The 22,746-nt window shown below is 66.8% G+C and carries 23 protein-coding genes; 12 read left to right on the top strand and 11 right to left on the bottom strand.

Annotated elements, in window-relative coordinates:
* Nucleotides 1–66: 66 nt before the first annotated feature.
* The 6 genes from NP777_RS20645 to NP777_RS20620 all read right to left on the bottom strand — a co-directional run bounded on the left by NP777_RS20645 (nucleotide 67) and on the right by NP777_RS20620 (nucleotide 6,374).
* The gene (locus NP777_RS20645) at nucleotides 67–1,722 is read right to left on the bottom strand and encodes a long-chain fatty acid--CoA ligase (protein WP_256651643.1); all 1,656 of its coding nucleotides are present in this window, start codon (nucleotides 1,720–1,722) and stop codon (nucleotides 67–69) included.
* Between the two features lie 234 nt (nucleotides 1,723–1,956).
* Entirely contained in the window at nucleotides 1,957–2,487 is a 531-nt protein-coding gene (locus NP777_RS20640) for a SigE family RNA polymerase sigma factor (RefSeq protein ID WP_256651642.1), read from the bottom strand.
* 292 nt (nucleotides 2,488–2,779) lie between these two features.
* Complete coding sequence (locus tag NP777_RS20635; RefSeq protein WP_256651641.1) at nucleotides 2,780–3,631, bottom strand: DUF1906 domain-containing protein; 852 nt, start codon at nucleotides 3,629–3,631, stop codon at nucleotides 2,780–2,782.
* Nucleotides 3,632–3,684: 53 nt separating this feature from the next.
* Nucleotides 3,685–4,851 (bottom strand): lipid-transfer protein, encoded by a 1,167-nt coding sequence (locus NP777_RS20630; RefSeq protein WP_256651640.1) that lies wholly within the window; start codon nucleotides 4,849–4,851, stop codon nucleotides 3,685–3,687.
* Nucleotides 4,848–5,345 carry a MaoC family dehydratase gene (locus NP777_RS20625; protein ID WP_256651639.1) on the bottom strand — a complete coding sequence of 166 codons (498 nt, stop codon included), beginning with the start codon at nucleotides 5,343–5,345 and terminating at the stop codon, nucleotides 4,848–4,850. The genes NP777_RS20630 and NP777_RS20625 overlap by 4 nt, the downstream gene beginning before the upstream one ends.
* 24 nt (nucleotides 5,346–5,369) lie before the next feature.
* Nucleotides 5,370–6,374 (bottom strand): bifunctional MaoC family dehydratase N-terminal/OB-fold nucleic acid binding domain-containing protein, encoded by a 1,005-nt coding sequence (locus NP777_RS20620; RefSeq protein ID WP_256651638.1) that lies wholly within the window; start codon nucleotides 6,372–6,374, stop codon nucleotides 5,370–5,372.
* 714 nt (nucleotides 6,375–7,088) lie between these two features.
* On the opposite strand from NP777_RS20620, the gene NP777_RS20615 reads away from it, so the two are divergent.
* Nucleotides 7,089–8,267 (top strand): bifunctional DNA primase/polymerase, encoded by a 1,179-nt coding sequence (locus NP777_RS20615; protein WP_256651637.1) that lies wholly within the window; start codon nucleotides 7,089–7,091, stop codon nucleotides 8,265–8,267.
* 472 nt (nucleotides 8,268–8,739) lie between these two features.
* On the top strand, nucleotides 8,740–9,537 hold the full coding sequence (locus tag NP777_RS20610; protein ID WP_256651636.1) for a hypothetical protein: 798 nt from the start codon (nucleotides 8,740–8,742) through the stop codon (nucleotides 9,535–9,537).
* A gap of 115 nt (nucleotides 9,538–9,652) precedes the next feature.
* Here NP777_RS20610 and NP777_RS20605 read toward each other — a convergent pair whose 3' ends face one another.
* Nucleotides 9,653–9,982 (bottom strand): helix-turn-helix domain-containing protein, encoded by a 330-nt coding sequence (locus tag NP777_RS20605; RefSeq protein WP_256651635.1) that lies wholly within the window; start codon nucleotides 9,980–9,982, stop codon nucleotides 9,653–9,655.
* 257 nt (nucleotides 9,983–10,239) lie between these two features.
* On the opposite strand from NP777_RS20605, the gene NP777_RS20600 reads away from it, so the two are divergent.
* Both NP777_RS20600 and NP777_RS20595 read left to right on the top strand, forming a co-directional pair.
* On the top strand, nucleotides 10,240–10,692 hold the full coding sequence (locus NP777_RS20600; protein WP_256651634.1) for a hypothetical protein: 453 nt from the start codon (nucleotides 10,240–10,242) through the stop codon (nucleotides 10,690–10,692).
* A 282-nt stretch (nucleotides 10,693–10,974) separates the two neighbouring features.
* Nucleotides 10,975–11,268: a hypothetical protein gene (locus tag NP777_RS20595; protein ID WP_256651633.1), complete on the top strand. Its 294-nt coding sequence runs from the start codon at nucleotides 10,975–10,977 to the stop codon at nucleotides 11,266–11,268.
* 276 nt (nucleotides 11,269–11,544) lie between these two features.
* Here the strand turns inward: NP777_RS20595 and NP777_RS20590 are convergent, their stop codons facing one another.
* Nucleotides 11,545–11,982: an ArsI/CadI family heavy metal resistance metalloenzyme gene (locus tag NP777_RS20590; RefSeq protein ID WP_256651632.1), complete on the bottom strand. Its 438-nt coding sequence runs from the start codon at nucleotides 11,980–11,982 to the stop codon at nucleotides 11,545–11,547.
* Nucleotides 11,983–12,062: 80 nt separating this feature from the next.
* Here NP777_RS20590 and NP777_RS20585 point away from each other — a divergent pair, with 80 nt between their 5' ends.
* The 4 genes from NP777_RS20585 to NP777_RS20570 all read left to right on the top strand — a co-directional run bounded on the left by NP777_RS20585 (nucleotide 12,063) and on the right by NP777_RS20570 (nucleotide 14,695).
* Entirely contained in the window at nucleotides 12,063–12,464 is a 402-nt protein-coding gene (locus NP777_RS20585; RefSeq protein WP_256651631.1) for an ArsR/SmtB family transcription factor, read from the top strand.
* Nucleotides 12,465–12,478: 14 nt separating this feature from the next.
* On the top strand, nucleotides 12,479–13,588 hold the full coding sequence (gene arsB / locus NP777_RS20580) for an ACR3 family arsenite efflux transporter (protein ID WP_256651681.1): 1,110 nt from the start codon (nucleotides 12,479–12,481) through the stop codon (nucleotides 13,586–13,588).
* Nucleotides 13,589–13,652: 64 nt separating this feature from the next.
* Nucleotides 13,653–14,039 carry an arsenate reductase ArsC gene (locus NP777_RS20575; RefSeq protein WP_391858547.1) on the top strand — a complete coding sequence of 129 codons (387 nt, stop codon included), beginning with the start codon at nucleotides 13,653–13,655 and terminating at the stop codon, nucleotides 14,037–14,039.
* Nucleotides 14,036–14,695 (top strand): HAD family hydrolase, encoded by a 660-nt coding sequence (locus tag NP777_RS20570; protein ID WP_256651629.1) that lies wholly within the window; start codon nucleotides 14,036–14,038, stop codon nucleotides 14,693–14,695. The genes NP777_RS20575 and NP777_RS20570 overlap by 4 nt, the downstream gene beginning before the upstream one ends.
* Here NP777_RS20570 and NP777_RS20565 read toward each other — a convergent pair.
* Nucleotides 14,676–15,080, bottom strand: coding sequence for a hypothetical protein (locus tag NP777_RS20565; protein WP_308405178.1), 405 nt, complete (start codon nucleotides 15,078–15,080; stop codon nucleotides 14,676–14,678). The two genes, NP777_RS20570 and NP777_RS20565, sit on opposite strands and share 20 nt — an antisense overlap.
* Nucleotides 15,081–15,504: 424 nt before the next feature.
* On the opposite strand from NP777_RS20565, the gene NP777_RS20560 reads away from it, so the two are divergent.
* The gene (locus NP777_RS20560) at nucleotides 15,505–16,548 is read left to right on the top strand and encodes an XRE family transcriptional regulator (RefSeq protein ID WP_256651680.1); all 1,044 of its coding nucleotides are present in this window, start codon (nucleotides 15,505–15,507) and stop codon (nucleotides 16,546–16,548) included.
* Here the strand turns inward: NP777_RS20560 and NP777_RS20555 are convergent.
* Nucleotides 16,532–17,326, bottom strand: coding sequence for an NUDIX domain-containing protein (locus tag NP777_RS20555; RefSeq protein ID WP_256651628.1), 795 nt, complete (start codon nucleotides 17,324–17,326; stop codon nucleotides 16,532–16,534). The two genes, NP777_RS20560 and NP777_RS20555, sit on opposite strands and share 17 nt — an antisense overlap.
* An 897-nt stretch (nucleotides 17,327–18,223) precedes the next feature.
* Here NP777_RS20555 and NP777_RS20550 point away from each other — a divergent pair.
* From NP777_RS20550 to NP777_RS20540, 3 genes are read left to right on the top strand one after another with little or no spacing between them, the layout of a single operon-like run.
* Nucleotides 18,224–19,567 (top strand): hypothetical protein, encoded by a 1,344-nt coding sequence (locus NP777_RS20550; RefSeq protein WP_256651627.1) that lies wholly within the window; start codon nucleotides 18,224–18,226, stop codon nucleotides 19,565–19,567.
* Complete coding sequence (locus tag NP777_RS20545; RefSeq protein ID WP_198279166.1) at nucleotides 19,560–20,705, top strand: DUF262 domain-containing protein; 1,146 nt, start codon at nucleotides 19,560–19,562, stop codon at nucleotides 20,703–20,705. Before NP777_RS20550 ends, NP777_RS20545 begins: the two co-directional genes overlap by 8 nt.
* Entirely contained in the window at nucleotides 20,702–21,388 is a 687-nt protein-coding gene (locus NP777_RS20540; RefSeq protein ID WP_198279165.1) for an MAE_28990/MAE_18760 family HEPN-like nuclease, read from the top strand. Before NP777_RS20545 ends, NP777_RS20540 begins: the two co-directional genes overlap by 4 nt.
* A 917-nt stretch (nucleotides 21,389–22,305) precedes the next feature.
* On the opposite strand, the gene NP777_RS20535 is transcribed toward NP777_RS20540, so the two are convergent.
* The gene (locus NP777_RS20535; protein ID WP_256651626.1) at nucleotides 22,306–22,446 is read right to left on the bottom strand and encodes a hypothetical protein; all 141 of its coding nucleotides are present in this window, start codon (nucleotides 22,444–22,446) and stop codon (nucleotides 22,306–22,308) included.
* Between the last annotated feature and the right edge of the window lie 300 nt (nucleotides 22,447–22,746).

The following is a 22,746-nucleotide window of genomic DNA, read 5'->3' as shown; positions in this document are numbered from 1 at the left end:
GGCCCACCGGGGCTCCCTTACGGTCGCCGCGTTGCCCAGCGACGCGCTCCCGGAACCCAGCGTTCCTCAGCCCAGCGTGGTCACATCCAGATCCCCGTCCGCGTACTGCTTTCGGATGACCTTCTTGTCGAACTTCCCCACGCTCGTCTTCGGCACCGCCGGAATCAGCGCCCAGTGCTCCGGCAGCTGCCAGCGCGCGACCCGTTCGGCGAGGAAGGCCCGCAGACCCGCGTAGTCGATCGTGGCGCCGTCCGTCAGGACCACCGTGGCCAGCGGCCGCTCGCCCCACTTCTCGTCCGGCACGGCCACCACCGCCGCCTCCGCGACCTCGGGATGGCCCATCAGCTGGTTCTCCAGCTCGACCGAGGAGATCCACTCGCCGCCCGACTTGATGACGTCCTTGGCCCGGTCCGTCAGCGTCAGATAGCAGTCGGGGCTGATGGTGCCGACGTCGCCGGTCTTCAGCCAGCCGTCCTCGGTGAACTTGTCCTCGGGGCGGAACGACTCGCCGTCCGCCCCTCCGTAATACGCGCCCGCGATCCACGGACCGCGTACCTCCAGCTCACCCGGCGTCTTCCCGTCCCACGGCACGAGTTCGCCGTCCGCGGAGATCAACCGGCACTCGACGGACGCCGGGAAGCGGCCCTGCGTCAGCCGGTACGGCCAGGCGTCCTCCTCCGGGAGACCGCCCGGCGGATGGGCCACGGAGCCGAGCGGAGAGGTCTCGGTCATGCCCCAGGCGTGGACGACGTGGATGCCGTGGCGCTCCTCGTACGCCTTCATCAGGGAAGGCGGGCAGGCCGCGCCGCCGATGAAGACGTTCCGCAGACAGCTCACCTCGCGCGGCCTCGCGTCGAGTTCGGCGAGCAGCCCCTGCCAGACGGTGGGCACGGCGGCGGCGATGGTGGGACGCTCGCGTTCGATCATCTCGGCGAGCGGCTCGGGCTGGAGGAAGCGGTCGGGCATGAGTATCGAGGCGCCCGCCATGAAGGCGGCGTGCGGGGTCCCCCACGCGTTGGCGTGGAACATGGGCACCACCGGCAGCAGGACGTCGCCCCCGGACATCCCGAACGACTCGGCGGTGTTGACCTGCATCGAGTGCAGATAGATGGAGCGGTGGCTGTAGGCCACGCCCTTGGGGTGCCCGGTCGTCCCCGAGGTGTAGCAGAGGGCCGCGGCCTGGCGCTCGTCGATCTCCGGCCAGGCGTAGCGCTGCGGCCGCCCCTCGATCAGCTCCTCGTACTCATGGACCCGGGCGGCGCAGCCGTCCAGGGCGGAACGGTCGCCGGGGCCCGCCACCACGATGTGCTTCACGGTGGTCAGGGCGGGGAGGAGCAGGGCGAGCAGCGGCAGTACGGAGCCGTTGACGATGATCACCCGGTCGGCGGCGTGGTTCACGATCCAGCCGAGCTGATCGGCGGGCAGCCGGAGGTTGAGGGTGTGCAGTACGGCGCCCATGGACGGCACCGCGAGATACGCCTCCAGATGCTCGCAGTTGTTCCACATCAAGGTGGCCACGGCCTGCCCCGGCTCGACCCCGAGCTCATCGCGCAGCGCGTTCGCCAACTGGGTCGACCGCACCCCCACCTCGTGGAAGCTGCGCCGCTGGGGCTCGCCCTCGCCGGTCCAGGTGGTCACATGGGCCGTGCGGCCGTGCACGAGGCTCCCGTGCACGAGGATGCGGGTCACGGTCAGCGGTACGTCCTGCATCGTGCTGAGCACCGGGGCGCCTCCAGGGTTCCGGTTACGCGCGGGTCGGGGTTCCGCCGATTCTGCAGCCGACCACCTGGTATGTCACTACCCCCGGACCCGGTCGGTCCCCTGCTGCTTCCCCCGCGGTTTCCCCCGCGGTTTCCCCTGCTGCTTCCCCCGTGATTTCCCCAGCGGTTTCCCTCGCGGTTTCCCCCGCCGTATCGCCGGTCGGCCCCCGTGCGCCCCATCGCGTCGATCAGGCGATCACCCCGCGTGGCCGAGTTCCGGGTCCTCGCGGAGCTTGCCGAGGGCGCGCGAGACCGCGCTCTTGACGGTGCCCACGGACACCCCGAGCACCTCCGCCGTCTGCGCCTCGCTCAGGTCCTCGTAATACCTGAGAACGACCATCGCCCGCTGGCGGTCCGGCAGTCGCAGTACGGCGCGCCACAGCGAGTCGCGGAGCACCTGCCGTTCGGCGGGGTCCGGGGCGGGCACGGTCTCGGGTTCGGGCAGCTCCTCACAGACGAATTCGTCGATCTTGCGCTTGCGCCACTGCGAGGTCCGGGTGTTGACCAGGGCGCGCCGCACATAGCCGTCCAGCGCGTTGTGGTCCTCGATGCGCTCCCACGCCAGGTACGTCTTGGCCAGCGCGGTCTGCAGCAGATCCTCGGCGTCGCACGCGTTGGAGGTCAGCGAGCGGGCGGTGCGCAGCAGCACGGGCCCCCGCGCCCGTACGTACGAGGTGAACGACGGGAACGCGGCGGCGGAGACGCCTGTGCACACGGTCGTGGTCATGACTCAACGCTAGGAGCGAGCAGGTCGGAGCGGATCGGCCATAAGTGCCGAAGGCCAATCAGTCTCAGGTTGTACGGGTGGTGCTGGCACCACCTCCTGCGGGGGGAGGGGGTGATCAGCCGGTCAGGGTTCTTCCGGGGGCGGCCTACGCCATTCCCAGGGGGCCTACGCCATTCCCGGGGGGCCTACGCCATTCCCGGGGACGGCCTACGCCATTCCCGGGGACGGCCTACGTCCCTCCCGAGGGCGCCCATGGGTGCTCACTCGCTTCCCGAGGGCGCCCCACGGGTGCTCACTTGATGATCGCGACCGGTGCGTCCACCTTGTTGCGGTCGATGCGCAGCGTCCGCCCGCCGTGCGTCACATCGATGTTGCCCCGGTACTGGTGGATGCGGCGGTGCGGGTTCCACGCGCTCTTGGCCAGCGTCGACTCCCCGTACAGCGACGGCTTCCCGTTCCAGCGCGCGAACCACATCACGGAGGGCAGGTCATGCACCCCGGCCCGGCGGGCCTGCTCCACATGGCGCACCCCGGACTCGGCGCTGCTGTAGAAGCCGGGGAAGAAGCCGCGCGAGCGGACCTCGCGGTTCCAGCCGCGAATGAAGGAGAGCGTCTTGGCGGCGCAGCTCGTCCGCTTGAGGTCGTACGCCTCCATGTCGAGGTAGAGCGCGCTGCGCTTCTTCAGGGAGAGCGCCTTGGCACGCGACACCGCGTCCTTGCCCTCCGCCTGCCCCTGGGAGAACGGCTTGCTGCCGATGGGCACGTGCTTCTTGTTGGTGTTGCGGACACAAGGCGACTGGGATCCGACAAAGATGGGCAGCACCTGCCACTTCATGCTCTTGACGCCGCGCATCCAGGAGACGGTGAGATTGGGCTGGCTGGCGCAGGCCCGGCCGCGGCCCGCGTAGTAGACGCCGACGGCGCGGTAGCGGGAGCTGTTCCACGCGCGCAGGGTGGCGAGGGACGGCGCATGGCAGGTGTCGAACGCCCAGCCCTGGAAGACCTTGGCGCCCAGCGGGCGGGGGTCGGGCAGGATCTCCACCGAGGCGGCGGGAGTGGCGCCGGCGATCGCGGTGGCCAGGGCCGCGGCCAGACCGGTGGCCCGGCCCATGACCTGCCATCTGCTCTGCTTACTTCGGGTCATATGACGAGTGAAGGTGGACCTCGGCGGCCCGCTACCGCCGACACGCGCGCGAGTCAGCCGTCTGCGCCGAGGAGAAGCCCGGATGTCGGTACCCCGGTGCCCGCGGTGACCAGGGCGCGGGCGGCCCCCGGCACCTGGTTGACGGAGCTGCCGCGGATCTGGCGGACGGCCTCGGCGATCCCGTTCATCCCGTGCAGATACGCCTCACCGAGCTGACCGCCGTGGGTGTTGAGCGGCAGCGCGTCCTCGGCGACGAATCCGGCCGCCTCGCCGGGCCCGCAGAAGCCGAACTCCTCGAGCTGCATCAGCACGAACGGCGTGAAGTGGTCGTAGAGGATGGCCACGTCGATGTCGGCCGGGGTCAGCCCGCTGCCGCGCCACAGCTGACCGGCGACCACCCCCATCTCGGGGAGACCGGTCAGATCGTCACGGTAGAAGCTCGTCATCTGCTCCTGCCCGCGGCCCGCGCCCTGCGCCGCGGCCGTGATCACGCCGGGCGGACGCGGCAGGTCACGCGCCCGCTCCACGCTGGTCACCACGATCGCCTGGCCGCCGTCCGTCTCCTGACAGCAGTCGAGCAGCCGCAGCGGCTCGACGATCCAGCGGGAGGCGGCGTGCTCGGCGAGGGTGATCGGCTTGCCGTGGAAGTACGCGGCCGGGTTGATGGCCGCGTGGCGGCGGTCGGTGACGGCCACATGGCCGAAAACCTCGGGTGTCAGCCCATAGGCGTACAGATAGCGCTGGGCGGCCATGGCGACCCACGAAGCCGGGGTCAACAGCCCGAACGGCAGCGACCAGCCGAGCGCGGCGCCCTCGGCGGACGGCTCGCGGTGCTGGACGCCGGAGCCGAAGCGGCGCCCGGAGCGCTCGTTGAACGCGCGGTAGCAGACGACGACCTCGGCGACGCCGGTCGCGACGGCGAGCGCGGCCTGCTGCACGGTGGCGCAGGCCGCGCCGCCGCCGTAGTGGACGCGCGAGAAGAAGGTGAGATCACCGACGCCACATGCCTGCGCCACGGTGATCTCGGGGCTGGTGTCCATGGTGAAGGTGACCAGCCCGTCCACGTCGGCCGGGGTGAGCCCGGCGTCGTCCAGGGCCGCCTGGACGGCCTCGACGGCCAACTTCAGCTCGCTGCGGCCCGAGTCCTTGGAGAACTCGGTGGCGCCGATGCCGACGATGGCGGCCCGGCCGCCCAGGGTGTCGGGCTTGCGGGCGCTCATCGGAGGGTGTCCGGGGTGGTGGGGGGCGCCGTGGTGGGGGGCGCCGTGGTGCGGGGCGCTGTGGTGGAGGGCGCTGTGGTGGAGGCGGTGGTGGTCCTCGGGGCGTCGCCGGTGAGCTGAACCGTGACCGTGCCGGTCACATGGTGGCCGATGCCGTTCTTACCGATGACAGCGACCTCCGCCGTGCCCTCCGCGACCGCGGTGACCTGGCCGGTCAGCACCATCTCATCGCCCGGGTAGTTGGGCGCTCCGAGCCGGATCGCGACCTTACGGAGCCGGGCCCGCGGCCCGAAGTGATCGGTGATGTAGCGGCCGACCAGCCCATTGGTGGTGAGGATGTTCATGAAGATGTCCGGGGAGCCCTTCTCCTTGGCCGCCTCGGCGTCGTGGTGCACATCCTGGTAGTCCCGGGACGCGAGGGCGCCGGCGACGATCAGGGTCCGGGTGATCGGGATGCGCAGCGGGGGCAGCTCATCGCCCGTACGCACCGTCATACGACCGCCTCCTCGCGTCATCCGTTATGCCTCCGTACCCCGGAACACCGGCAGCTCCAGCTCCTCGTCCACGCGCAGGAACTCCAGCTCGACGGGCATGCCGATGCGCACCTTGTCGTACGGCACCCCGGTGATGTCGCTGACCATCCGCACCCCCTCCGCCAGCTCGACCAGGGCGACCGCGTAGGGCGGGTCGAAGGCGGGGAAGGGCGGGTGGTGCATGACCACATAGCTGAACACCGTGCCGACGCCGGACGCCGCGAACGCCTCCCACCGCTGGGAGCCGCACGCCCCGCACCCCGGCAGCCAGGGGAAGCGCGGCGTGGCGCAGTCCAGGCAGCGCTGAATGAGCAGCTGTTGCCGGGCGACACCCGCCCAGAAACCGGCGTTGTCGCGGTTGATGACGGGGCGGGGGCGGCGGGGGCGGTCGGCCGTCGACTCCGGCTTCCGCTTCGGTTCCGGCTTTCGCTCCGGCTTCCGCTCCGGCTCCGGCTTCGCCGCGTTCTTGGGCGGCTTCTCGGGCCGCGCGGGTGCGTACTTGAGGATGCGGAAGCGGTGGGTGCCGACCAGCTCTCCTTCCCCGGCGCGGACGTTCATCCGGGTGGTGACGAAGTACCCGGTGCCCAGCTTGGTGGTCTTGCGCGGCGAGACCGACTCGATGACCGCGTCGAAGGTGACCCGGTCGCCGGGGCGCAGCGACCGCAGGTACTCCTGCTCGCAGTCGGTGGCGACCACCGAGGTGCAGCCCGCGTCGTCGAGCAGCGCCAGCAGCTCGTCGTACGCCTCGGAGCGGGCCGAACCGCCGGGGTGCCCGGCCAGCCCGCCCATCGTCCACGCCTGGAGCATCGTGGGCGGGGCGACAGCCGGGTAGGCGGGGTTGGTGTCCCCCATCGCCTCGCACCAGTGCCTGATCATGGGCTCGTTGACGGGGTCCCGGCCCGCGCCGCCGCTCGCGGCCGTCCGCCCTTCGTACGTCTTCAGCCGTCCGTACAGCTCTTCCGGGTCAACGTCCAGGTCATCACGCGTCATCGCTTCCCCTGCCGCATGTCTGCCGTAGAAAGCAATCTGACTATCCGTCAGATAAATCGACGCTGTCAAGAACGAACGAACACTGAAGCACGGCTTCATGCACGATCGCGCGGTGGCGTTGACACGCCACCGCGCGACCGCACGACCTCACCCGTCCCGTTTCGCTCAATGAATCACCACGGCTCACTCAGATCGTTCGGACATCGCGCTGCTTCTGCGCTCCCTGCGTTCCCTGCGCTTCCCGCGCATCCCGCGCTTCCCTTACGGGCGCTCGCGGGCCCCCACGATGGCGGCGACCTGCCCCCGTGCGAGCGGGTCAGCTCCCAGGAACCGCGCCCCACTCCGACCGCGGAGAACGGTGACGCGGCGTAGGTGCGGCCGGGGCCCGTCCGGGTATCCGCCATCTCGATTCCTCCGATCCGACTTCCGACTCCCGCGCCCCCCGAGGCTCAAAAGGGTCGCGGAAGCAGGGTTGCCCACCGATTCCCGGACGATGCGCGCGGGCCGCTGGAATTACCACGCAAGCATGATGAACCTGTTTTAAACACCCCATGCACCCCCACTCCCCACGTCGCACCGGTACGCCCGGCACGACGCGGCATCCGGCCACGGGGCGGGCCTTACGAGAGACTCCGTTCCGCATAATTTCGGCCATCCTCGGCGACTTGCCAGCCCCTCTTCCCATTACCGAACACTTGTCCGAAGATGGGTGCCATGGCGAATCCCGCACTCGCCCATGCTCTTGCCCACGCCCTGACCGCCGCGGCCCACGGTTTCCGCGTGATCCCGCTGACCCGCGCGAAGCTGCCCGCCGTGCGCTCCCCTCACCACCACGACCCCGCGCCGCTGCCGTGCCATGGCGAATGCGGGCGGCTGGGCCACGGAGTCCATGACGCATCGGCGGAGCCGGACGCGATCCGCGCCCTGTTCGCCGCCGCCCCCTGGGCCACCGGCTACGGCATCGCCTGCGGATGCGCGCCGTACCACCTCATCGGCATCGACCTCGATGTCAGGGGCGTGCGGCCCGGTAGTCCGGGAGCGCCCGGCGGGCCCCAGGGATCCGGGGGAGCGGGCGATACGGACGCTCGGGCCGGAGGGACGGGGAAGACCGAGCGGGCCGAGCGGGCCGAGCGGGCCGGGGCGACCAAGAGGGCAGGGGCGGAGTCCGGAACGGCCGAGCGAGCCGAGAGGTCCGAGGCGGAGTCCGGAACGGCCGAGCGGGCCGGGGCGACCGAAAGGCCCGGGACGGCCGAGCGGGCCGGGGCGGCCGAGAGTCCCGATGCAAGCCGTAAGGAGCGCACGGACGGTCTGGCCGCCCTCGCCCGGCTGGCCCGCGAGCACGCGTTCGCCATCCCCCGTACGGTCACCGTGCTCACCCCGAGCGGCGGCCGCCATCTGTGGCTGTGCGGCCCACCCGGCCTCGCCGTCCCGAACTCCGCCGGCCGTCTGGCCCCCGGCATCGACATCCGTGGACTGGGCGGCTACCTGGTCGGCCCCGGCTCCTACGCCTCACACGGCGGCTATCGCCTCGCGCCCGGCTCCCCCGCGTGGGCCCCGGCCCCCGTACCGACCGCCCTGTTGCGCCTGCTCGCGCCGCCGCGCCCGGCCCCGCCCCGCTCGTACCGCCCCGGCCCGCTGTTCCCGGAGCCGCATCCGGCGGCCCTGGAGGGGCTCGTACGGTTCGTCCGCGCCTCACGGGAGGGGCAGCGCAACGACCGGCTGTTCTGGGCCGCCTGCCGCGCCTACGAGACGGGCGCGGGGCCGGAGTTGGCCCCCGCCCTGATCGAGGCCGCGCTCGACACCGGCCTGCCCGCGCGTGAGGCCCGCGCCACCGTCGCCTCCGCGGCCCGCAGCGCCGCCCGCCACCTCCAGCCCCCGGACGCGTGCGCCTGACACCTGACCTGATGCCCGGTATGCCCCCTGGGCGGGATGGACGGAGCGGCGGCGGCAGACGTACCGCAGGTCGCAGGAGGCGGCGCGATCCAGCGGTACACGGACGGTGAGCCGTGCGCTACAGGAACGATGAGCACTATCGTGACCACGCGACGAGGCGCTCCGTACAGGAACCGGAAAGCGCAGCAACCGGAAGGCGCAGGGACCGAAACGCGTAGGAACCAGGCGGCGCGGGGACCGAACGGCGCAGGAACCACGCCCACTCGCCGGTGCTTCCGCCCCCCCGGGGCGGACAGTGAAGGGATTCCCGCTCTCCCTGTGATCGGTGCCCCGTGATCGGTGCCCCGTGACCGGTGCCCCGTGACCGGTGCTTCGGCACCGTCCTCCGTGACCGGTTGCTCCGTGACCCGCGCCCGGTGACCGGCCGACCGCCTCCGGCGCACCGGCACCGAGGCGCGACCAGGGGGGAGCATTGCACGAGTTCTACGCACAGGGGTGGTTCGCGGACGCGGCGTTACCCATAGGCGTCTGCGCGCTGGTCACCTGGATCTCGTTGGTCCATCGTTTCGCCGACAAGGGACGCCTGCTGGGGACCGTAAGGTCCGCGTCGCTGTGCTGCGGAATCATCGCCTGCACCTGCGCGGCGGCGCTGCTCACCATCGTCCTGCTACTGCCGCACGCGGCCGATGTGCCACCCGCCGTGGCCGCTGCCGCCGCGGGCGGGGCCCTGGCGCCTCGCGTCCGCCAGCAGCAGAACCAGCAGTCGACGCCGCCCTTCGTGGCCGTGATCACGCTGGGCATCGCGGTGCTGCTGAGCGAACTGGAGCGGCGGCTGGTCCACGACATGTACCTCCACTGCCACCGCCTGGTCAGGGACTTCGAGAACGTGGCCCAGCTCCGCCTGTTCGCCTTCGAGGCCCGCCTCCACCTGCGCGGCTGCACTCCTGCGACGAAGGACAGGACGACGATCAACACCTTGTACGAGGAGGTGGACCAGCTCCTGGACGACGCGGCCAAGGTCGAGGCCGACATCGAGGCGAAGTGCCGCCAGCGCGAGGTCCAGGAGTTCCCGCCGGAGCTGCACGCCCCGACCCGGGAGGAGGCGGAGGACCGCCGTCAGACCCTGGCGATGGCCATGGACGCGTGCGTACGCATGCTGGAGTTCGGCTACCGGACCGGGAAGCGGAGCGGCGACCGCGAGCTCATGCGGCTGCGGGACGAGGCCCTGGCGGTCCGCCCCCTCGCCACGACGGGCGCCTCGCACCCCTGACGTGGCTCGCATCCCCGACGCAGCGCCGTCGCACACCGCACACCGCGACGACGCCCGTCAGGGGCACGCCCCGCGCACACCACACGCCCCGCGCACCCCACGCACCCCGATGCCTTCAGGGCGCGTAGACAAAGGCGGCATCGGACCCATCGCCCAGCCCACGCGGCCGCCGAGCCCCGTCCTCCTTGGGCTCCACAAAGCTGATCTTGATGTCCAGCTCCAGCGCATCGGCCACGGCAGCGAGGCTGCGCAGCGTCAGATTCTCGTCGCCGGAGAGGATTTGGCTGACTCGTCCCGGGCTGACGTCCATGAGCCGGGCGAGGTCGGTGCGGCTCATGCCACGCTTCCCCAGCAACCCGGCGACCTCCACAGTGGCCTGACGTGCCAACCGCGCCCCCGCCTGGTCGGCAGCCTCCGCCTTCGCGCCTTTGCTCTTCCACGGCACGCTTCATCAACCTCCTAGCGCATGATGCCGACCTCGGGCTTCGAACGCCCTCAGTCCAAGCTTCCCACCTTTAGCTACAACTAAAAGCCCACTTCCCGCCTTCCCGCCCACCACAGACCCCCCAAACAGCCGATCCCACGGCCCTGACCTGCACCAACACCCCACCCGCAGCTTTTCGGCCAGATCTGCCCACCGACCAGCCCCGCCGAACGGACGACGGCCCCCGTCCCCCGTCCCCCGCCTCTAACATCCGCACCGTGCAGATCGACGAAGCAAGGGAACTCGTTGACGAAGCCTCTTACGTACGCTTCCAGAGCCCGGTCCGGAACGAGCGCGGCTCATTCTCCGGGGTGTTCGGCCTGGTCAACGGCCTGGCGCGAAGCGGAAAGCTGAGCCCTGAGCAGGAACGCTTCCGACGGGCCAACAATGACTGGTACAACGCGGCCTATCCGGACCCCTCGACCGTGGATCCGAACGTCTACGACCACCAGCTCCACCCCGGCGCGGCGGCCTGGTTCAAATCCACGTCCCAGGACCTGATCAAGCGGGTGGACGGCTACCTGGAGATCCTTGCCGCCCATGGCATCGAGTGCCGGATGATCCGGTCGTCGGATCCGGGGAGGATCGTCTACGAGGACGCGTACCAGATCGTCGTCGTGCCACACGAGAGCAGCAGGACCGACGAAAACGAGCTTCAACCGGCGACTTGAGGACTACCGGCGCCCCGGCGCCGGCCCGGCGCCCGTCCGGCACCCGTCCGGCACCCGTCCGGCGCCCGTCCGGCGCCCGTCCGGCGGCCAGAGACGGTGTCACGAACGCCTCGCGCCCGCGACGCTGATCGTGCCGCACCACTGGCCACGGCCCGCCGCACCAGCCCACAGACGGTCCCGGCTCACCCGAGCCGTGAGTGCGCGTCAAGCGACACCCGCTAGCAAGGGGTGAGGAGGGGCGGTCGGCGTCTCCTCCGGATCGTGTCTGAGCAGGAGGCAACGATGCGTCGTATCGGGCTTATGGCGGCGGCGTCGGTGATGGGTGCGGTGTCCCTCGCCCTGTCGCCGGCGGGATCGGCCGCGGCCGCCGAGGGCACCCTGACCGTCGGTCTGGCCATCCACACCAACCCCAGCGGCTGCTACACGACGAACGTCTGGCCCATGTTCGTGACCAACAACACCAACCAGGTCGCCACGGTCTTTGGCCTCCCGAACTGCCAAGGGCTCGCGATCGGCCGGGTCAGTCCGAACCAGTCCAACCTCTTCGAGTTCGGCACCAGCGTCGCCATCTCCTGACGTCCGGAGCACGACCCGCGAAAGGGGTGCCCCGCGAACCAGGGGCACCCCTTCTGAACAGCTAGTTCGCTGACCTGCGCGGAGGCTGAGGGATTTGAACCCTCGGTGACATCGCTGCCACGACGGTTTTCAAGAGGGCTGTAGCCGCAATGGCGAAGACCGCCCTGACCTGCGGGATCGATCCCCTTCAGTGCCTGCTTAGGACTTCGTGGCCCACCAGGGGTCCACAGCGTCATCCGGACGCATCCGTTGGACGCAACGGTCAGGTCGGGCCCGTCACCCGCACAGGGACTCGTGCGCACAGCACGCGTCGGCGGTGTCGAGTGCCGCGCTCTTGCCCATCTGGTCGGCGTCACCCTTGACGACGTAGACCTCCCAGGGCTCCTTGCCGGGGCCGTGGACCCAGACCTTGTCCTGGAGGGCGTAGCAGCAGGAGGTGTCGTTCTCCTCGAAGGTGGCGAGTCCGGCGTCCTTGAGGCGGTCGGTGGCGGCGGTTACCTGGTCGGTGGAGGTGACCTCGACGCCGAGGTGGTCCAGCCGGGTCTCCTGGCCTGCCTCGCCTTCGATCAGGACGAGCTTCAGCGGCGGCTCGGTGATCGCGAAGTTGGCGTATCCGGGCCGGCGCTTGGCGGGCTCGACGCCAAAAAGCTTGGAGTAGAACGTCACCGAGGCTTCGAGGTCGGGCACATTCAGGGCGAGCTGCACGCGGGACATGACGAGGGCTCCCATCGGTTTGCATCGATGTTTTTCGATGCAAGCTTGCATGTTGAATCGAAGAACGTCAACATAGAAGAATGTCGAAACAAGAGCTTGCGGTGCTCGGCCAAGACGGCGTCGATGGCTGCTGCCCAGGGCTGCTGACCGCTCCCCTGGATGAGGCACAGTCCATCGAGCTGGCGAAGGTGTTCAAAGCGCTGGGCGATCCGATCCGGCTGCGGCTGCTGTCGATGATCGCCTCCCGGGACGGGGGCGAGGTATGCGTCTGCGACCTGACCCCTGCCTTCGATCTGTCGCAGCCGACGATCTCCCATCACCTGAAGCTGCTGCGGCAGGCGGGGCTGATCGACTGCGAGCGTCGGGGGACGTGGGTCTACTACTGGCTGCTGCCGGAGATGACCGACCGGCTTGCCGGAATCCTCACCCGTCCCGCCGGGCAGCCTCTGCCCGAGCCTGCCGGGACGGTGGAGAACGCCTGATGGCTGCCCACCCCATGACGGCGTCCCCGGCCGCTCCGGTTGCCGCGCGCCTCTCGTTCGTGGATCGCTTCCTTGCGGTGTGGATCCTGCTGGCCATGGCGGCCGGCCTCGGCCTGGGTCGGATCGTTCCGGGACTCGGTGATGCCCTGGCGAAGGTGACCGTCACCGGCGTCTCGCTGCCCATCGCGCTGGGCCTGCTGGTGATGATGTATCCGGTGCTGGCCAAGGTCCGCTATGACCGCCTGGACACGGTCACCCGGGACCGGCGTCTGCTGGTCCCCTCGCTCGTGCTGAATTGGGTCCTGGGCCCGGCGCTCATGTTCGCGCTCGCCTGGCTGCTCCTGCCGGACCTGCCGGAGTACCGGACAGGCCTGATCATCGTCGGCCTGGCCCGCTGTATCGCCATGGTCATCATCTGGAACGACCTGGCCTGCGGTGACCGCGAAGCGGCCGCCGTCCTCGTCGCCCTGAACTCCGTCTTCCAGGTGATCGCCTTCTCCGCCCTCGGCTGGTTCTACCTCACCGTGCTGCCCGGCTGGCTCGGCCTGGAACAGACCGGTCTCGATATCAGCGTGTGGGAGATCGCCCGCAGTGTGCTGATCTTCCTCGGCATCCCCCTGGCGGCAGGCTTCCTCACCCGGCGCCTCGGCGAGAGGGCCAAGGGCAGGGCCTGGTATGAGACCAAGCTCATCCCGCGCATCGGCCCGTTCGCTCTGTACGGGCTGCTGTTCACGATCGTCGTCCTGTTCGCCCTCCAGGGCGACGCGATCACCTCACAGCCGATGGACGTAGCCCGTATCGCGGTGCCGCTGCTGGTGTACTTCGCCGTGATGTGGGCCGGGTCCATGGCACTGGGCAAGGCCGTGGGCCTGGACTACCCGCGCACAACGACGCTGGCGTTCACCGCTGCGGGCAACAACTTCGAACTCGCCATCGCCGTCGCCATCGCGACCTTCGGCGCCACTTCCGGGCAGGCCCTGGCCGGAGTCGTCGGCCCACTCATCGAGGTCCCCGTATTGATCGGCCTCGTCTACGTGGCCTTGGCCGCCCGCCGCTACTTCCCTCAGCCCGACGCCATGACCGCCGAGCATGCGCCCGCCCAGGAAGGTTCCGACCGTGCCTGACCCCCAGAACCCCGAGAAGCCGTCCGTGCTGTTCGTCTGTGTCCACAACGCGGGCCGCTCCCAGATGGCTGCCGCCTTCCTCACCCACCTCGCGGGCGACCGCATCGAAGTCCGCTCCGCCGGTTCGGCACCGGCCAAGCACGTCAACCCCGCCGTGGTGGAAGCCATGGCGGAAGTCGGCATCGACATCGCCGCGGAGGTCCCGAAAGTGCTGACCGCCGAAGCCGTGCAAGCCTCGGACGTGGTCATCACCATGGGCTGCGGCGACGCCTGCCCATACTTCCCCGGCAAGACCTACCTGGACTGGAAGCTCGATGATCCGGCTGGGCAGGGCGCTGCGGCGATACGGCCAATCCGTGATGAAATCCAGACCCGCGTCCAAAGTCTCATCAGCGAACTCACACCCACCGACAGGACGAGCCGCGTGCTTCGCCTACCGTTCTCGTCATGATCCGAGCTGTGGTGTTCGATGTCGGTGAGTGCCTGGTCAACGAGACACGTGAGTACGGCACGTGGGCGGACTGGCTGGGGGTGCCCCGGCACACGTTCGCGGCGATGTTCGGTGCTGTGATCGCTCAGGGTCGGGACTACCGCGAGACGTTCCAGGTCTTCCGCCCCGGTTTCGATCTGCATGAAGAGCGCGAGAAGCGGGCTCAGGCCGACCAGCCCGAGCACTTCGACGACAGCGATCTGTACGCGGATGTCCGGCCGTCGCTGGCGGCGCTGCGGGATGCCGGTCTGTGGGTGGGTGTCGCGGGTAACCAGACCGTGCGGGCCGGGGGCATACTGCGCTCGCTGGACCTCCCGTCCGACTTCATCGCCACGTCCGATGACTGGGGCGTGTCCAAGCCCGATCCGGCGTTCTTCTCGCATGTGGCGGACGCGGCTCCCTGCCCGGCCGAGGAGATCCTTTACGTGGGTGATCGGCTGGACAACGACATCCGCCCGGCGGACAAGGTGGGCATGAAGACGGCGCTGATCCGGCGCGGGCCGTGGGCCACGATCCAGTGGGATGAGCCGGATGCCGTCGCGGTGCCGACCTTCCGCGTTCACAGCCTCGCCGAGCTGCCGGAGCTGGTCGCCAGCCTCAGCGCTGAAGAGCGCTGACGGTCGTTCCCCAGCCGTACATCCGGTCGTCCAGGCTGCGGACGTACGGTTCGTCGCGCCAGGCGTGCAGCCGCTTGCGGACGTCGCGTATCCGGTCCATGCCGACGGCGTACCAGGTCACGCTGAGCTGATCGAGCGCTTCGTTGGCCCATCGGCAGGCTTCCTCTGGCCTCCCGGCTGCGGCCTCCACCGCGGCCAGGTCGCCGAGGATGATGGTCCGCTGCTTGCCGTCGTCGGCAGGCAGGTTGTCGAGGACTCCCAGCAGCGTGGCCCGAGCCTGGGCCGTGTGTCCGGCGATCAGCTGGGTGTTGCCTTTGAACTTCGGCTGGGCGGGCTTGGCGACCATCACGGTCGCGGCGGACGTGTCGACGGGAATCTGACGCATGATGGGGGTCCCTTCAGGGGCGGGAGCGGCGTACTTGCTTGGCGGTGGGTCGCCGCTCCTGAACGTTGATTGAATGCCGCAGCAAACCTGCGGAGCGTTTGCGCTTCCAACTGGTGCGCACCAGAAGGTTGCATCTGGTGCGCATCAGATGTCAAGCGCCGTCGCTGGCCCGGCATCTCAACTCGCCTGACTGCGACAGTTCCAGGTAAGCGCGTCGAGCAACGATCCAGTAGCCAAAAGGGGTTAACAGCAGACCCGTTAACCCCTGCCGACCTGGGCCGATGTAAGGCATGCTGCTGTTACGGCTCAACACCCCAACGCGGAGCGGCAGTACGCGATGAGTGGACTCAAAGCAGCGAGGACGGCACGGGCATGGTCACAAGAGCGTCTTGTGCGGGAGATCGAACGCCATGCGCGCCAGCACATGCTCACCGTCGCCTCAACCGCGAATTTGCGAGTGTACGTCTCGGAGTGGGAGAACGGCCGACGGACGATCTCCAGCCACTACGCCAAGATCCTCCGCGCGCTGCTCGGGATCACCGACGATGAACTGGCGGGCAGATCACAGTCGCCGCTGGCACTCGCCACGGCCGACGGGTACGACGAGCTGATAGGGCGGATCGACGAGGCCAAGAACGTCAGCCTGACCATGGTCAAGACGTTCATGGACCAGACCGAACTGCTCCGGACCATTGACCGGCAGATGGGCGCCGCAAGCCTGGTCGACCAGATGACCGCCCACCTGACGCGGCTGGAGGACGCCCTCACCTTCGCGGTACTCCCGGAGACCCGACGCCCAGTCGCTCTGGCTCTGGCCGGAGCAGCCACCTTGGCTGCCTGGCAGGCCCTCGACGTCGGAGCCGCGGATCGAGCCTGGCGTCACTACGAGCTGGGGAAACGCGCCGCCCAGGAGGCCGAGGAGCCCATGTACCTCGCCCACGCCACCGCCGAACAGGCATACGTGCTCTGCGACGCCGGACGTCCTGAGATGGCGGTACATCTGGTCCGAGATGCGCAACGGCTCGGCGGAAAGAGCATGTCTCCGCGTCTCAGGGCTTGGCTGTACGCAGCCGAGGCGGAGATCTGCGCCCGAGCTGGGCTTCAGAACGAGTGTCGACAGGCTCTTGAGCTTGCGATGCGACACCTGCCCGCAGGAGAAGACGCCCGCGATCCGGACATGCTGAGCATCTTCCTCAACGAAGGCCACCTCACCAGGTGGCGCGGAAACGCCCTCGCCCTGATTGGCGACGCCGAAGCAGTTGACAGCCTGTACGCCGCGCTGGAAACGACCGACCCCACGTTCATCAGGCCATCGGCGGGGCTCCACTGCGACTTGGCCCAGGCCCACCTGGCCCGCGGCGAGCACGACCAGGCGCAGAAGCACCTGCGGCAAGCCCAACTGGTGGCTAGTCGCACCAGGTCAGTGCGTCACAGGCGCCGGATCGAACAGCTCACGCAGCGCTTGTAGGCGACGCGCCGGCACCCCGCGAAGCGAGCACATGAAGGAGGGCGACTAGGGTGCCGGACCCCATCAGCTCACCACGAGCCATCAGCCCGGGAACGTCGGACAGAGGCACCCAGGCGATGTGCCCGGCCTCTTCCAAATCGGTCGGCTCACCGACCAGCTTCGCCCCATGACCGACGAAGATTTCATGCGGCGAGTCGACCATGCCGACCATGGGCTGGTAGGTGACCACATGCTCCAAGGCATCCGGCCGCCAGCCGGTCTCTTCCTCGACTTCACGCAAGGCCGCCTGAAGGGGTTCCTCCCCCGGATCGACGATGCCGCCCGGCAGCTCCCAGCCGAAGGAGTCAGGGACGAAGCGGTACCGCCACATCATGAGCACCCGGTCCTGGTCATCGATCACGGCGGCGATGGCCACATGGTGGAGCTTGACGACATGGTGCTCGAAGCGTTTCACGCCGGGCGGTTCAACGTCGACGAGGTTCAGCTTCACCCATCGGTTGTCGTACACCGTCCGCTCACCGTGGATCTTCCAGGGCTCGACGTCCGTCGGCGCTTCGGTGGTCACTGACCGATCCGGCACCCGGTAGGAGCTACGGCCGTGGACCTCGACGACGCCCTCAGCAACGAGCTTGGCCAGCACCTGACGCAGGGCCGTACGGCCGATCTCCAGGCCCTCCGACAGGGTGCGCTCGGACGGGAGCTTGGAACCTGGCGAGTACTTGCCCGCAGCGATCCACTCGCGAATCGTGAGATAGACCCGCTCCGACTTCGGTCCCATCCGGTCAGCACGCTCCTGCCGTCGTTGATTTTAGTTGCACGTGTATCTACGAGCAGGGTATCTGCGTGCTACTCACGTGAGTAGGCACCGACCGACCAAGACGACCAACCAGAGCGCGGTAGAACTTTCCCTACTTGATCAAGGCGGCTCGCTCCGCTCGCCGCGCGCGGCCCGGCCCCCGGCCGGGCCTGCGCTCCTGTCTCCGCCCCGCTCCAGCCCGGCCGCCGCCCGTGCCGCGCACACAGCAATCAGCCGCTTGCCCTTAGAGATTGATGCCTCCGGCGGGGGCGCTCAGGCTCCGGGATGGACGGGGCGCCATACGCGAGTGCCAGTCATCGGTGGCGTGCGCGGGGAGCTCCCCTCCCGTCTGCCGTCGACCCAGGCAGAGCCGAGCGGGCGCGGCCCCTGGCGTCCAGGTCGTTCGTACAGTGGCGCGCTCCACCTGGACGCCAGGAACCACGCCCGCTCCACGGTGTGCGGGTCGACGGCAGACGGGATGGGAGCCGGGGTGGAGTGTGGTTAGGGGGCGGTGAAGGCGGAGGCGGGGGCAGGAGCAAGCGTGCCAGATCCAGCGGGGAACCACGGGGAACAGCGGACCACTACGGGCAGTCGAACCGCTCCCCACCCAAGTGGCGAACACGCAAGTGAGTCCCCAGTTCGGCCTACCTCGCTCCTAAAGCGGGTGTCGCAGGTTCAGAGGCTGCCCGAGTCGCGGGAAGCTTACGGTCCCCGATCTCTCGCACCATGGCAGCTCCCGCTCAAGGCCGCTCTGCCAACCTACGCCGCGGCTTGCCGGACCGCACTCGCTGGTCGACTGGGCTCCGCAGGCCCCATAGCATGGTCTGCTCGTGGCAGTTACGGCGCGTGGAGACCAGCTAGGCGACCACAAACAGCCGTGTGACCACGAACGCGAGCGCACCAACCCAAGTGACAGAGAGAAGGACAGTGGACGTCCCCGGCCGGAGCCCTATCCTCAGCGCCCTTCAGGAAGCCCTACCCCTTCCTGTGCACGACGGAGGAAATGGCAACGGGGCCCGACGCGTCCTTTCCCCTAAACGGCCGGCGGTCGAGACGGCAGGGCTAGCCGACGCTTTCCCATATTACGCTGGGTTCTCGTTCGATTGGGCTACAAGCTGCATCAGCAATACGCAACTTAAAGGCGTCCTGACGGTGTTGGATCCGTGGAACGGCAGCGGAACGACAACACTCGCGGCGAACACCCTAGGGCACAGCGTTGTCGGCCTGGACCGCAATCCCGTTGCAAGCGTCGTCGCACAGCTTCGATGCAAGGTTCCAATGAATGTTGAACCTATTAGATTTTCATCTCTGCGTATCCGTGCCTCAGCTCGTACTCAGAACGATCCATTGAACTACTGGTTCGACGATATCACCACAGCGCGCATTCGGGCGTGGACTTCTCACCTAGAGCATGCTAGCCCCTCGAACCGCACAATGGGCCTCGTAGCTGCATTCCGGGCTGTCCGCTCACTAACGAAACACTTCGAAGGCAGCAACCCGACGTGGGTAAAGCGAGCTAGCGAGAATGAAGAGCGACTTTGCTTCACCCATTCGGAAATTGACGAGGCATTTTTTTCCGAGCAGGTTTTCCTCGCTAGTCGATTGAGCTCTGTTCCCAGGACGTCCGCTTCGGTTTCTCTCCTTACAGCTGACTCTGCGGCGCTTCCTCTGGCCACCAATTCGATTGACATCATAGTCACTTCACCTCCCTATCTGACCCGAATCGACTATGCCGTAGCTTATGCGCGAGAATTGGCAGTGCTGGGTATTGATGTCTTCTCCGAGAAGACGTTGAGAAAAGCACTGATGGGCACCACCTTGACTCGGCAAGCGTCGATGACACCGAGCCTCCTGGGACCCATGGCTGAGGCCCTGCTGAGTGACATCAGTCAACATGCAAGCAAGGCATCGTCGAGCTACTACATGAAGCAAGCTAAACAGTATCTGAACGATCTGAATTCTGGTCTGCGCGAATCTGCGCGAGTCTCCAAACCTGGTGCAGAAATGCATCTCGTTGTCCAGGACTCCTACTACAAGGACGTCCTGGTGCCACTTGCTGAAATCTGCATCGAAGAGGCAAAAAGGTACGGCTGGGAATTGCAGGAGCATGAAATGTTCCCTGTTAAAAGATTGCTCACTACCCTCAACACATCGGCGCGAGCGTACAAGAAGGGCGATGTGTCGGAAAGCGTCATCACCTTCACGAGGCGGAAGCATGACTGACAAAGACTCGTCTTCGCCCGGCGAGATGATCGAGGCGGTGGATGAGAAAATCTCAGCCATCCGCACCCAAAGCTTGGACTTCTCCTTTAATGAGCTCGCAGACATGTATACAGACAATGAGCTCATCATTGACCCAGATTTTCAACGCATGTTCCGGTGGTCTGAAGGCGCTCAGGCACGGTTCATCGAGTCGCTGCTTCTTGAGTTGCCGATCCCGCCGATTTTTCTCATCGAGCGCGACGATCGGATCTACGAGCTAATCGACGGCCTCCAAAGATTCTCGTCCTACCTGCACTTCCGCGGACAGCTGAAGATCGACGGCAAAGTGCTCCCCCCGCTGGTCTTGTCCGACTGCGACATTGTCGAAGAATTGAACGGCCACACTTACCGGGATCTTCCACGTGCGCTAGAAATCAAGCTTAAGCGAAGCTATGTCCGGGCTGAAATTCTCCGCAAAGAGAGCGACCCTCGGCTGCGCTATTACATGTTCAAGCGCCTGAACACGGGAGGCGAGCGACTGACTGAACAAGAGGTACGAAATGCCACCATCCGGCTACTTTCGAACGACTTCAATCAGTTCATTGTCGAACTTAGCGAGAACGAGAACTTCAAGGACTGCATCGAATCCGTAAATGATAATGCAATTCTTCGCAAGTTCGACCAAGAGCTCGTACTTCGCTTCTTCGCCCTGAAAAACAAGGGGGACGAGTACAAGCATGAGGTTGCGGACTTCCTGACAGAGTACATGGAAGCCGTGTCTGACGAGAGAGATCCAACCGAATTTCATTTCACCCGAGAGCGAGAAGTTTTCGAGAAGACATTTTTGGTAATCAAGCGGGTGTCGGATATTCTCGACTACGGATCCAAGATATTCGGAAGCTATGATCCGCGTAAGCACCAAGTGCGGGGGCAGTTTTCTGTTTTCCACTTCGAGGGTATCGCCATTGGCTTGCAAAGCGTGATTGATAGAGTGGATCCCGAAAACCCCGAACAGATGATTGAGCTTGCAGAGGTTGTCCGCACGGGAAAGGCTGACCCTGTATTTTTGCGAGCCACTGGTGGGGGGAAGAACGACCGGATTCCCTACCGAGCTAGGGTCCGTTACTTCGCCGATCGCTTCGCTGGAGCACTGAGTTGAATGTTGCGGAGCTTAGAGCCCAACTCGAGGAAGATCTTGCTTGGCGGCTCGACGAGCTGAGGCATCTGCGTAATAGACTGCTTGGGAGTGACATAGAATCAGAATGGTCTGCTTCGTCAATGCGGGCAATTCTCGTCATGCAGTATGCGCATCTTGAAGGTTTCACCCGTAACGCCTTCTCTCTGTACGTCTCAGTAGTTAATTCACGTAAGGTGAATGCGGTTCAACTGAAACCTCAACTCCTCGCAGCTGCGCTTGGACCCGAGTTTGACGCCCTTAGGAAGAACAAGGGTGAAAATGAGGATGAGGAAGAGGAAGAGGGGAAACTGACCCGGCGTGCTCGCAACCATGTGTCTTTCCTTCAGCGTCTCAACGAGTTGACGGCCGGCCATTTGGAGATCTCCGCCGAGACGGCCATATCAATGGAAATGAATCTTGGGCGCGATGTGCTGCGTCGATGCCTTTACATGCTAGCTATTCCTATGGATGAAGTCTCTCGAGCCCAGTACAGCTCTATCGAGTTCGTCAAGAATGCTCGCAATGATATCGCGCACGGAAGTCGCAAAGATCGGATATCTTCGGGAATGTTCAAGGCGCACACGGTAAAGTGCGAGCAGTTCATGAAGGACTTGACCCGCATCATCACATCTGCAACTTCCAGGCAGATATTTCTCGCTGAATAGCGGGTCTCCAATTCGACCCTCGCAGGCCGGGATGGTAGTTCGATCAAGGAGGCTCAGCGAGGAACTAGGGCCTGTACTGCTGCTGGCGCCGGGGGTGCCGTGCATGTAGCCCCCGCTCGTCGGCCACAGCACTGACATCGACGATGAAGATGCACACGATTTTTTCAGTTGTCAGCGGAGAAGAGCGTGCCAGATCCGTGCCAGATCGGTCGGTAAACCACGGTCAATCACAGACTTCAAGGACACCTGCCAGGCCCTTGCCAAGCCCCCGTTTCCCCAGGTCACAGTCGGTTTTCCGTCTGCCAGGCCCCGTGATTCCCAAGCCCATAGCTCCTGCTGGGCAGGTCCTGCCGTCTTCTGAGCGCTCTGTTCTGTGTCGTCTTGGGGGCGATGGCACCAAAGGGAGCGCCAGCACTGACTTTGCTACGTGCCGCTTGCCCGGAGTGCGAGATGCGCAGCCGGCCGGCATGGACGGCCTACTCGGGCACACCGTTGCCCGAAGTCTGGAGGAAGCCAGCTGCGGGTGAGCAAACGCGGATGGGCCGGGAACGCGGTGATCGCAGCTAGGGCGAAGGCAAGCGACGCCCACGGCGTCTGCACACGAATCGTCGCCTGGGAACCGCGAGTGTTGACGAAGCTCGTCTGGAAAACATCAGCGGCTACAAGATCGATGGAACTCAACGCCCGCCAGTCGAGGTCGAGTTCGGCAGTGTGTGCGAAGTGGAGCCTTTGCAGCGTGAGCGTGACTTCGCCTGCCCCGTCCGCTATCCACCGTGGCTGGGCATCACGCGCTGCCTGACGACGGCGAGCGGAGTTCCCGATCGCAGAGCCCACCAAGGAACCGATCACAAAGCCAGGGCTGCCAACGGCAGCGACGTTGTTGTGTGTGTACCTACCGCTACCGAGGGCTCTCCAAGTCAGACGTTGTCCCAGCCCAACAGCAAGTGCACGATCTCCGTGTTGCAGTCGTGCGGTCGTGGCCGCAACTGGTCGGCGGGCCACTTGCCCTTCGAGAACATCGGCGAGGATGTCGCATGAGTGCCAGAGGTATTCGTCAAACGGCGACCATAAGGGTTGGCCAGGGACCTCTGGCGGCGGTACATCGGGATTGCCCACTGTCGCTCCAGCGTCCTATCAGGCGGCAACGGCACGGTTCGCGATCAAGCCTACTCAGACTGTCTCGATTGTCGACCCGTCGAGTGCCTGCTCAGATACGCAACCGGAAGCGACCAAGCCAGGTCGAGCAACCCCAGTGCCGTCACCGCTCCCGCCCGGTAGCCCCTGACATCGCTCCGTCTCATCCAGGGCCGCTCACGGCGGGTCAACTGGTACTGCCGTCGATGCCGGGGGCAACCACC

The sequence above is a fragment of the Streptomyces rugosispiralis genome, from assembly GCF_024505145.1.
Classification (GTDB): Bacteria; Actinomycetota; Actinomycetes; order Streptomycetales; family Streptomycetaceae; genus Streptomyces; species Streptomyces rugosispiralis.
Note: the sequence above shows the minus strand (reverse complement) of the source record. Positions and strands in the feature narration are given on the sequence as shown.

Bases quoted from the DNA above. Each gene is read 5' to 3' on its own strand.
- NP777_RS20595 (WP_256651633.1), top strand. From the start codon at position 10,975: ATGCGTCGTATCGGGCTTATGGCGGCGGCGTCGGTGATGGGTGCGGTG.
- NP777_RS20630 (WP_256651640.1), bottom strand. From the start codon at position 4,851: ATGAGCGCCCGCAAGCCCGACACCCTGGGCGGCCGGGCCGCCATCGTC.
- NP777_RS20635 (WP_256651641.1), bottom strand. From the start codon at position 3,631: ATGACCCGAAGTAAGCAGAGCAGATGGCAGGTCATGGGCCGGGCCACC.
- NP777_RS20620 (WP_256651638.1), bottom strand. From the start codon at position 6,374: ATGACGCGTGATGACCTGGACGTTGACCCGGAAGAGCTGTACGGACGG.
- NP777_RS20585 (WP_256651631.1), top strand. From the start codon at position 12,063: ATGTCGAAACAAGAGCTTGCGGTGCTCGGCCAAGACGGCGTCGATGGC.
- NP777_RS20545 (WP_198279166.1), top strand. From the start codon at position 19,560: ATGACTGACAAAGACTCGTCTTCGCCCGGCGAGATGATCGAGGCGGTG.
- NP777_RS20625 (WP_256651639.1), bottom strand. From the start codon at position 5,345: ATGACGGTGCGTACGGGCGATGAGCTGCCCCCGCTGCGCATCCCGATC.
- NP777_RS20565 (WP_308405178.1), bottom strand. From the start codon at position 15,080: ATGCGTCAGATTCCCGTCGACACGTCCGCCGCGACCGTGATGGTCGCC.
- NP777_RS20575 (WP_391858547.1), top strand. From the start codon at position 13,653: ATGGCTGCCGCCTTCCTCACCCACCTCGCGGGCGACCGCATCGAAGTC.
- NP777_RS20570 (WP_256651629.1), top strand. From the start codon at position 14,036: ATGATCCGAGCTGTGGTGTTCGATGTCGGTGAGTGCCTGGTCAACGAG.
- NP777_RS20615 (WP_256651637.1), top strand. From the start codon at position 7,089: ATGGCGAATCCCGCACTCGCCCATGCTCTTGCCCACGCCCTGACCGCC.
- NP777_RS20555 (WP_256651628.1), bottom strand. From the start codon at position 17,326: ATGGGACCGAAGTCGGAGCGGGTCTATCTCACGATTCGCGAGTGGATC.
- arsB (WP_256651681.1), top strand. From the start codon at position 12,479: ATGACGGCGTCCCCGGCCGCTCCGGTTGCCGCGCGCCTCTCGTTCGTG.
- NP777_RS20640 (WP_256651642.1), bottom strand. From the start codon at position 2,487: ATGACCACGACCGTGTGCACAGGCGTCTCCGCCGCCGCGTTCCCGTCG.
- NP777_RS20560 (WP_256651680.1), top strand. From the start codon at position 15,505: ATGCTCACCGTCGCCTCAACCGCGAATTTGCGAGTGTACGTCTCGGAG.
- NP777_RS20590 (WP_256651632.1), bottom strand. From the start codon at position 11,982: ATGTCCCGCGTGCAGCTCGCCCTGAATGTGCCCGACCTCGAAGCCTCG.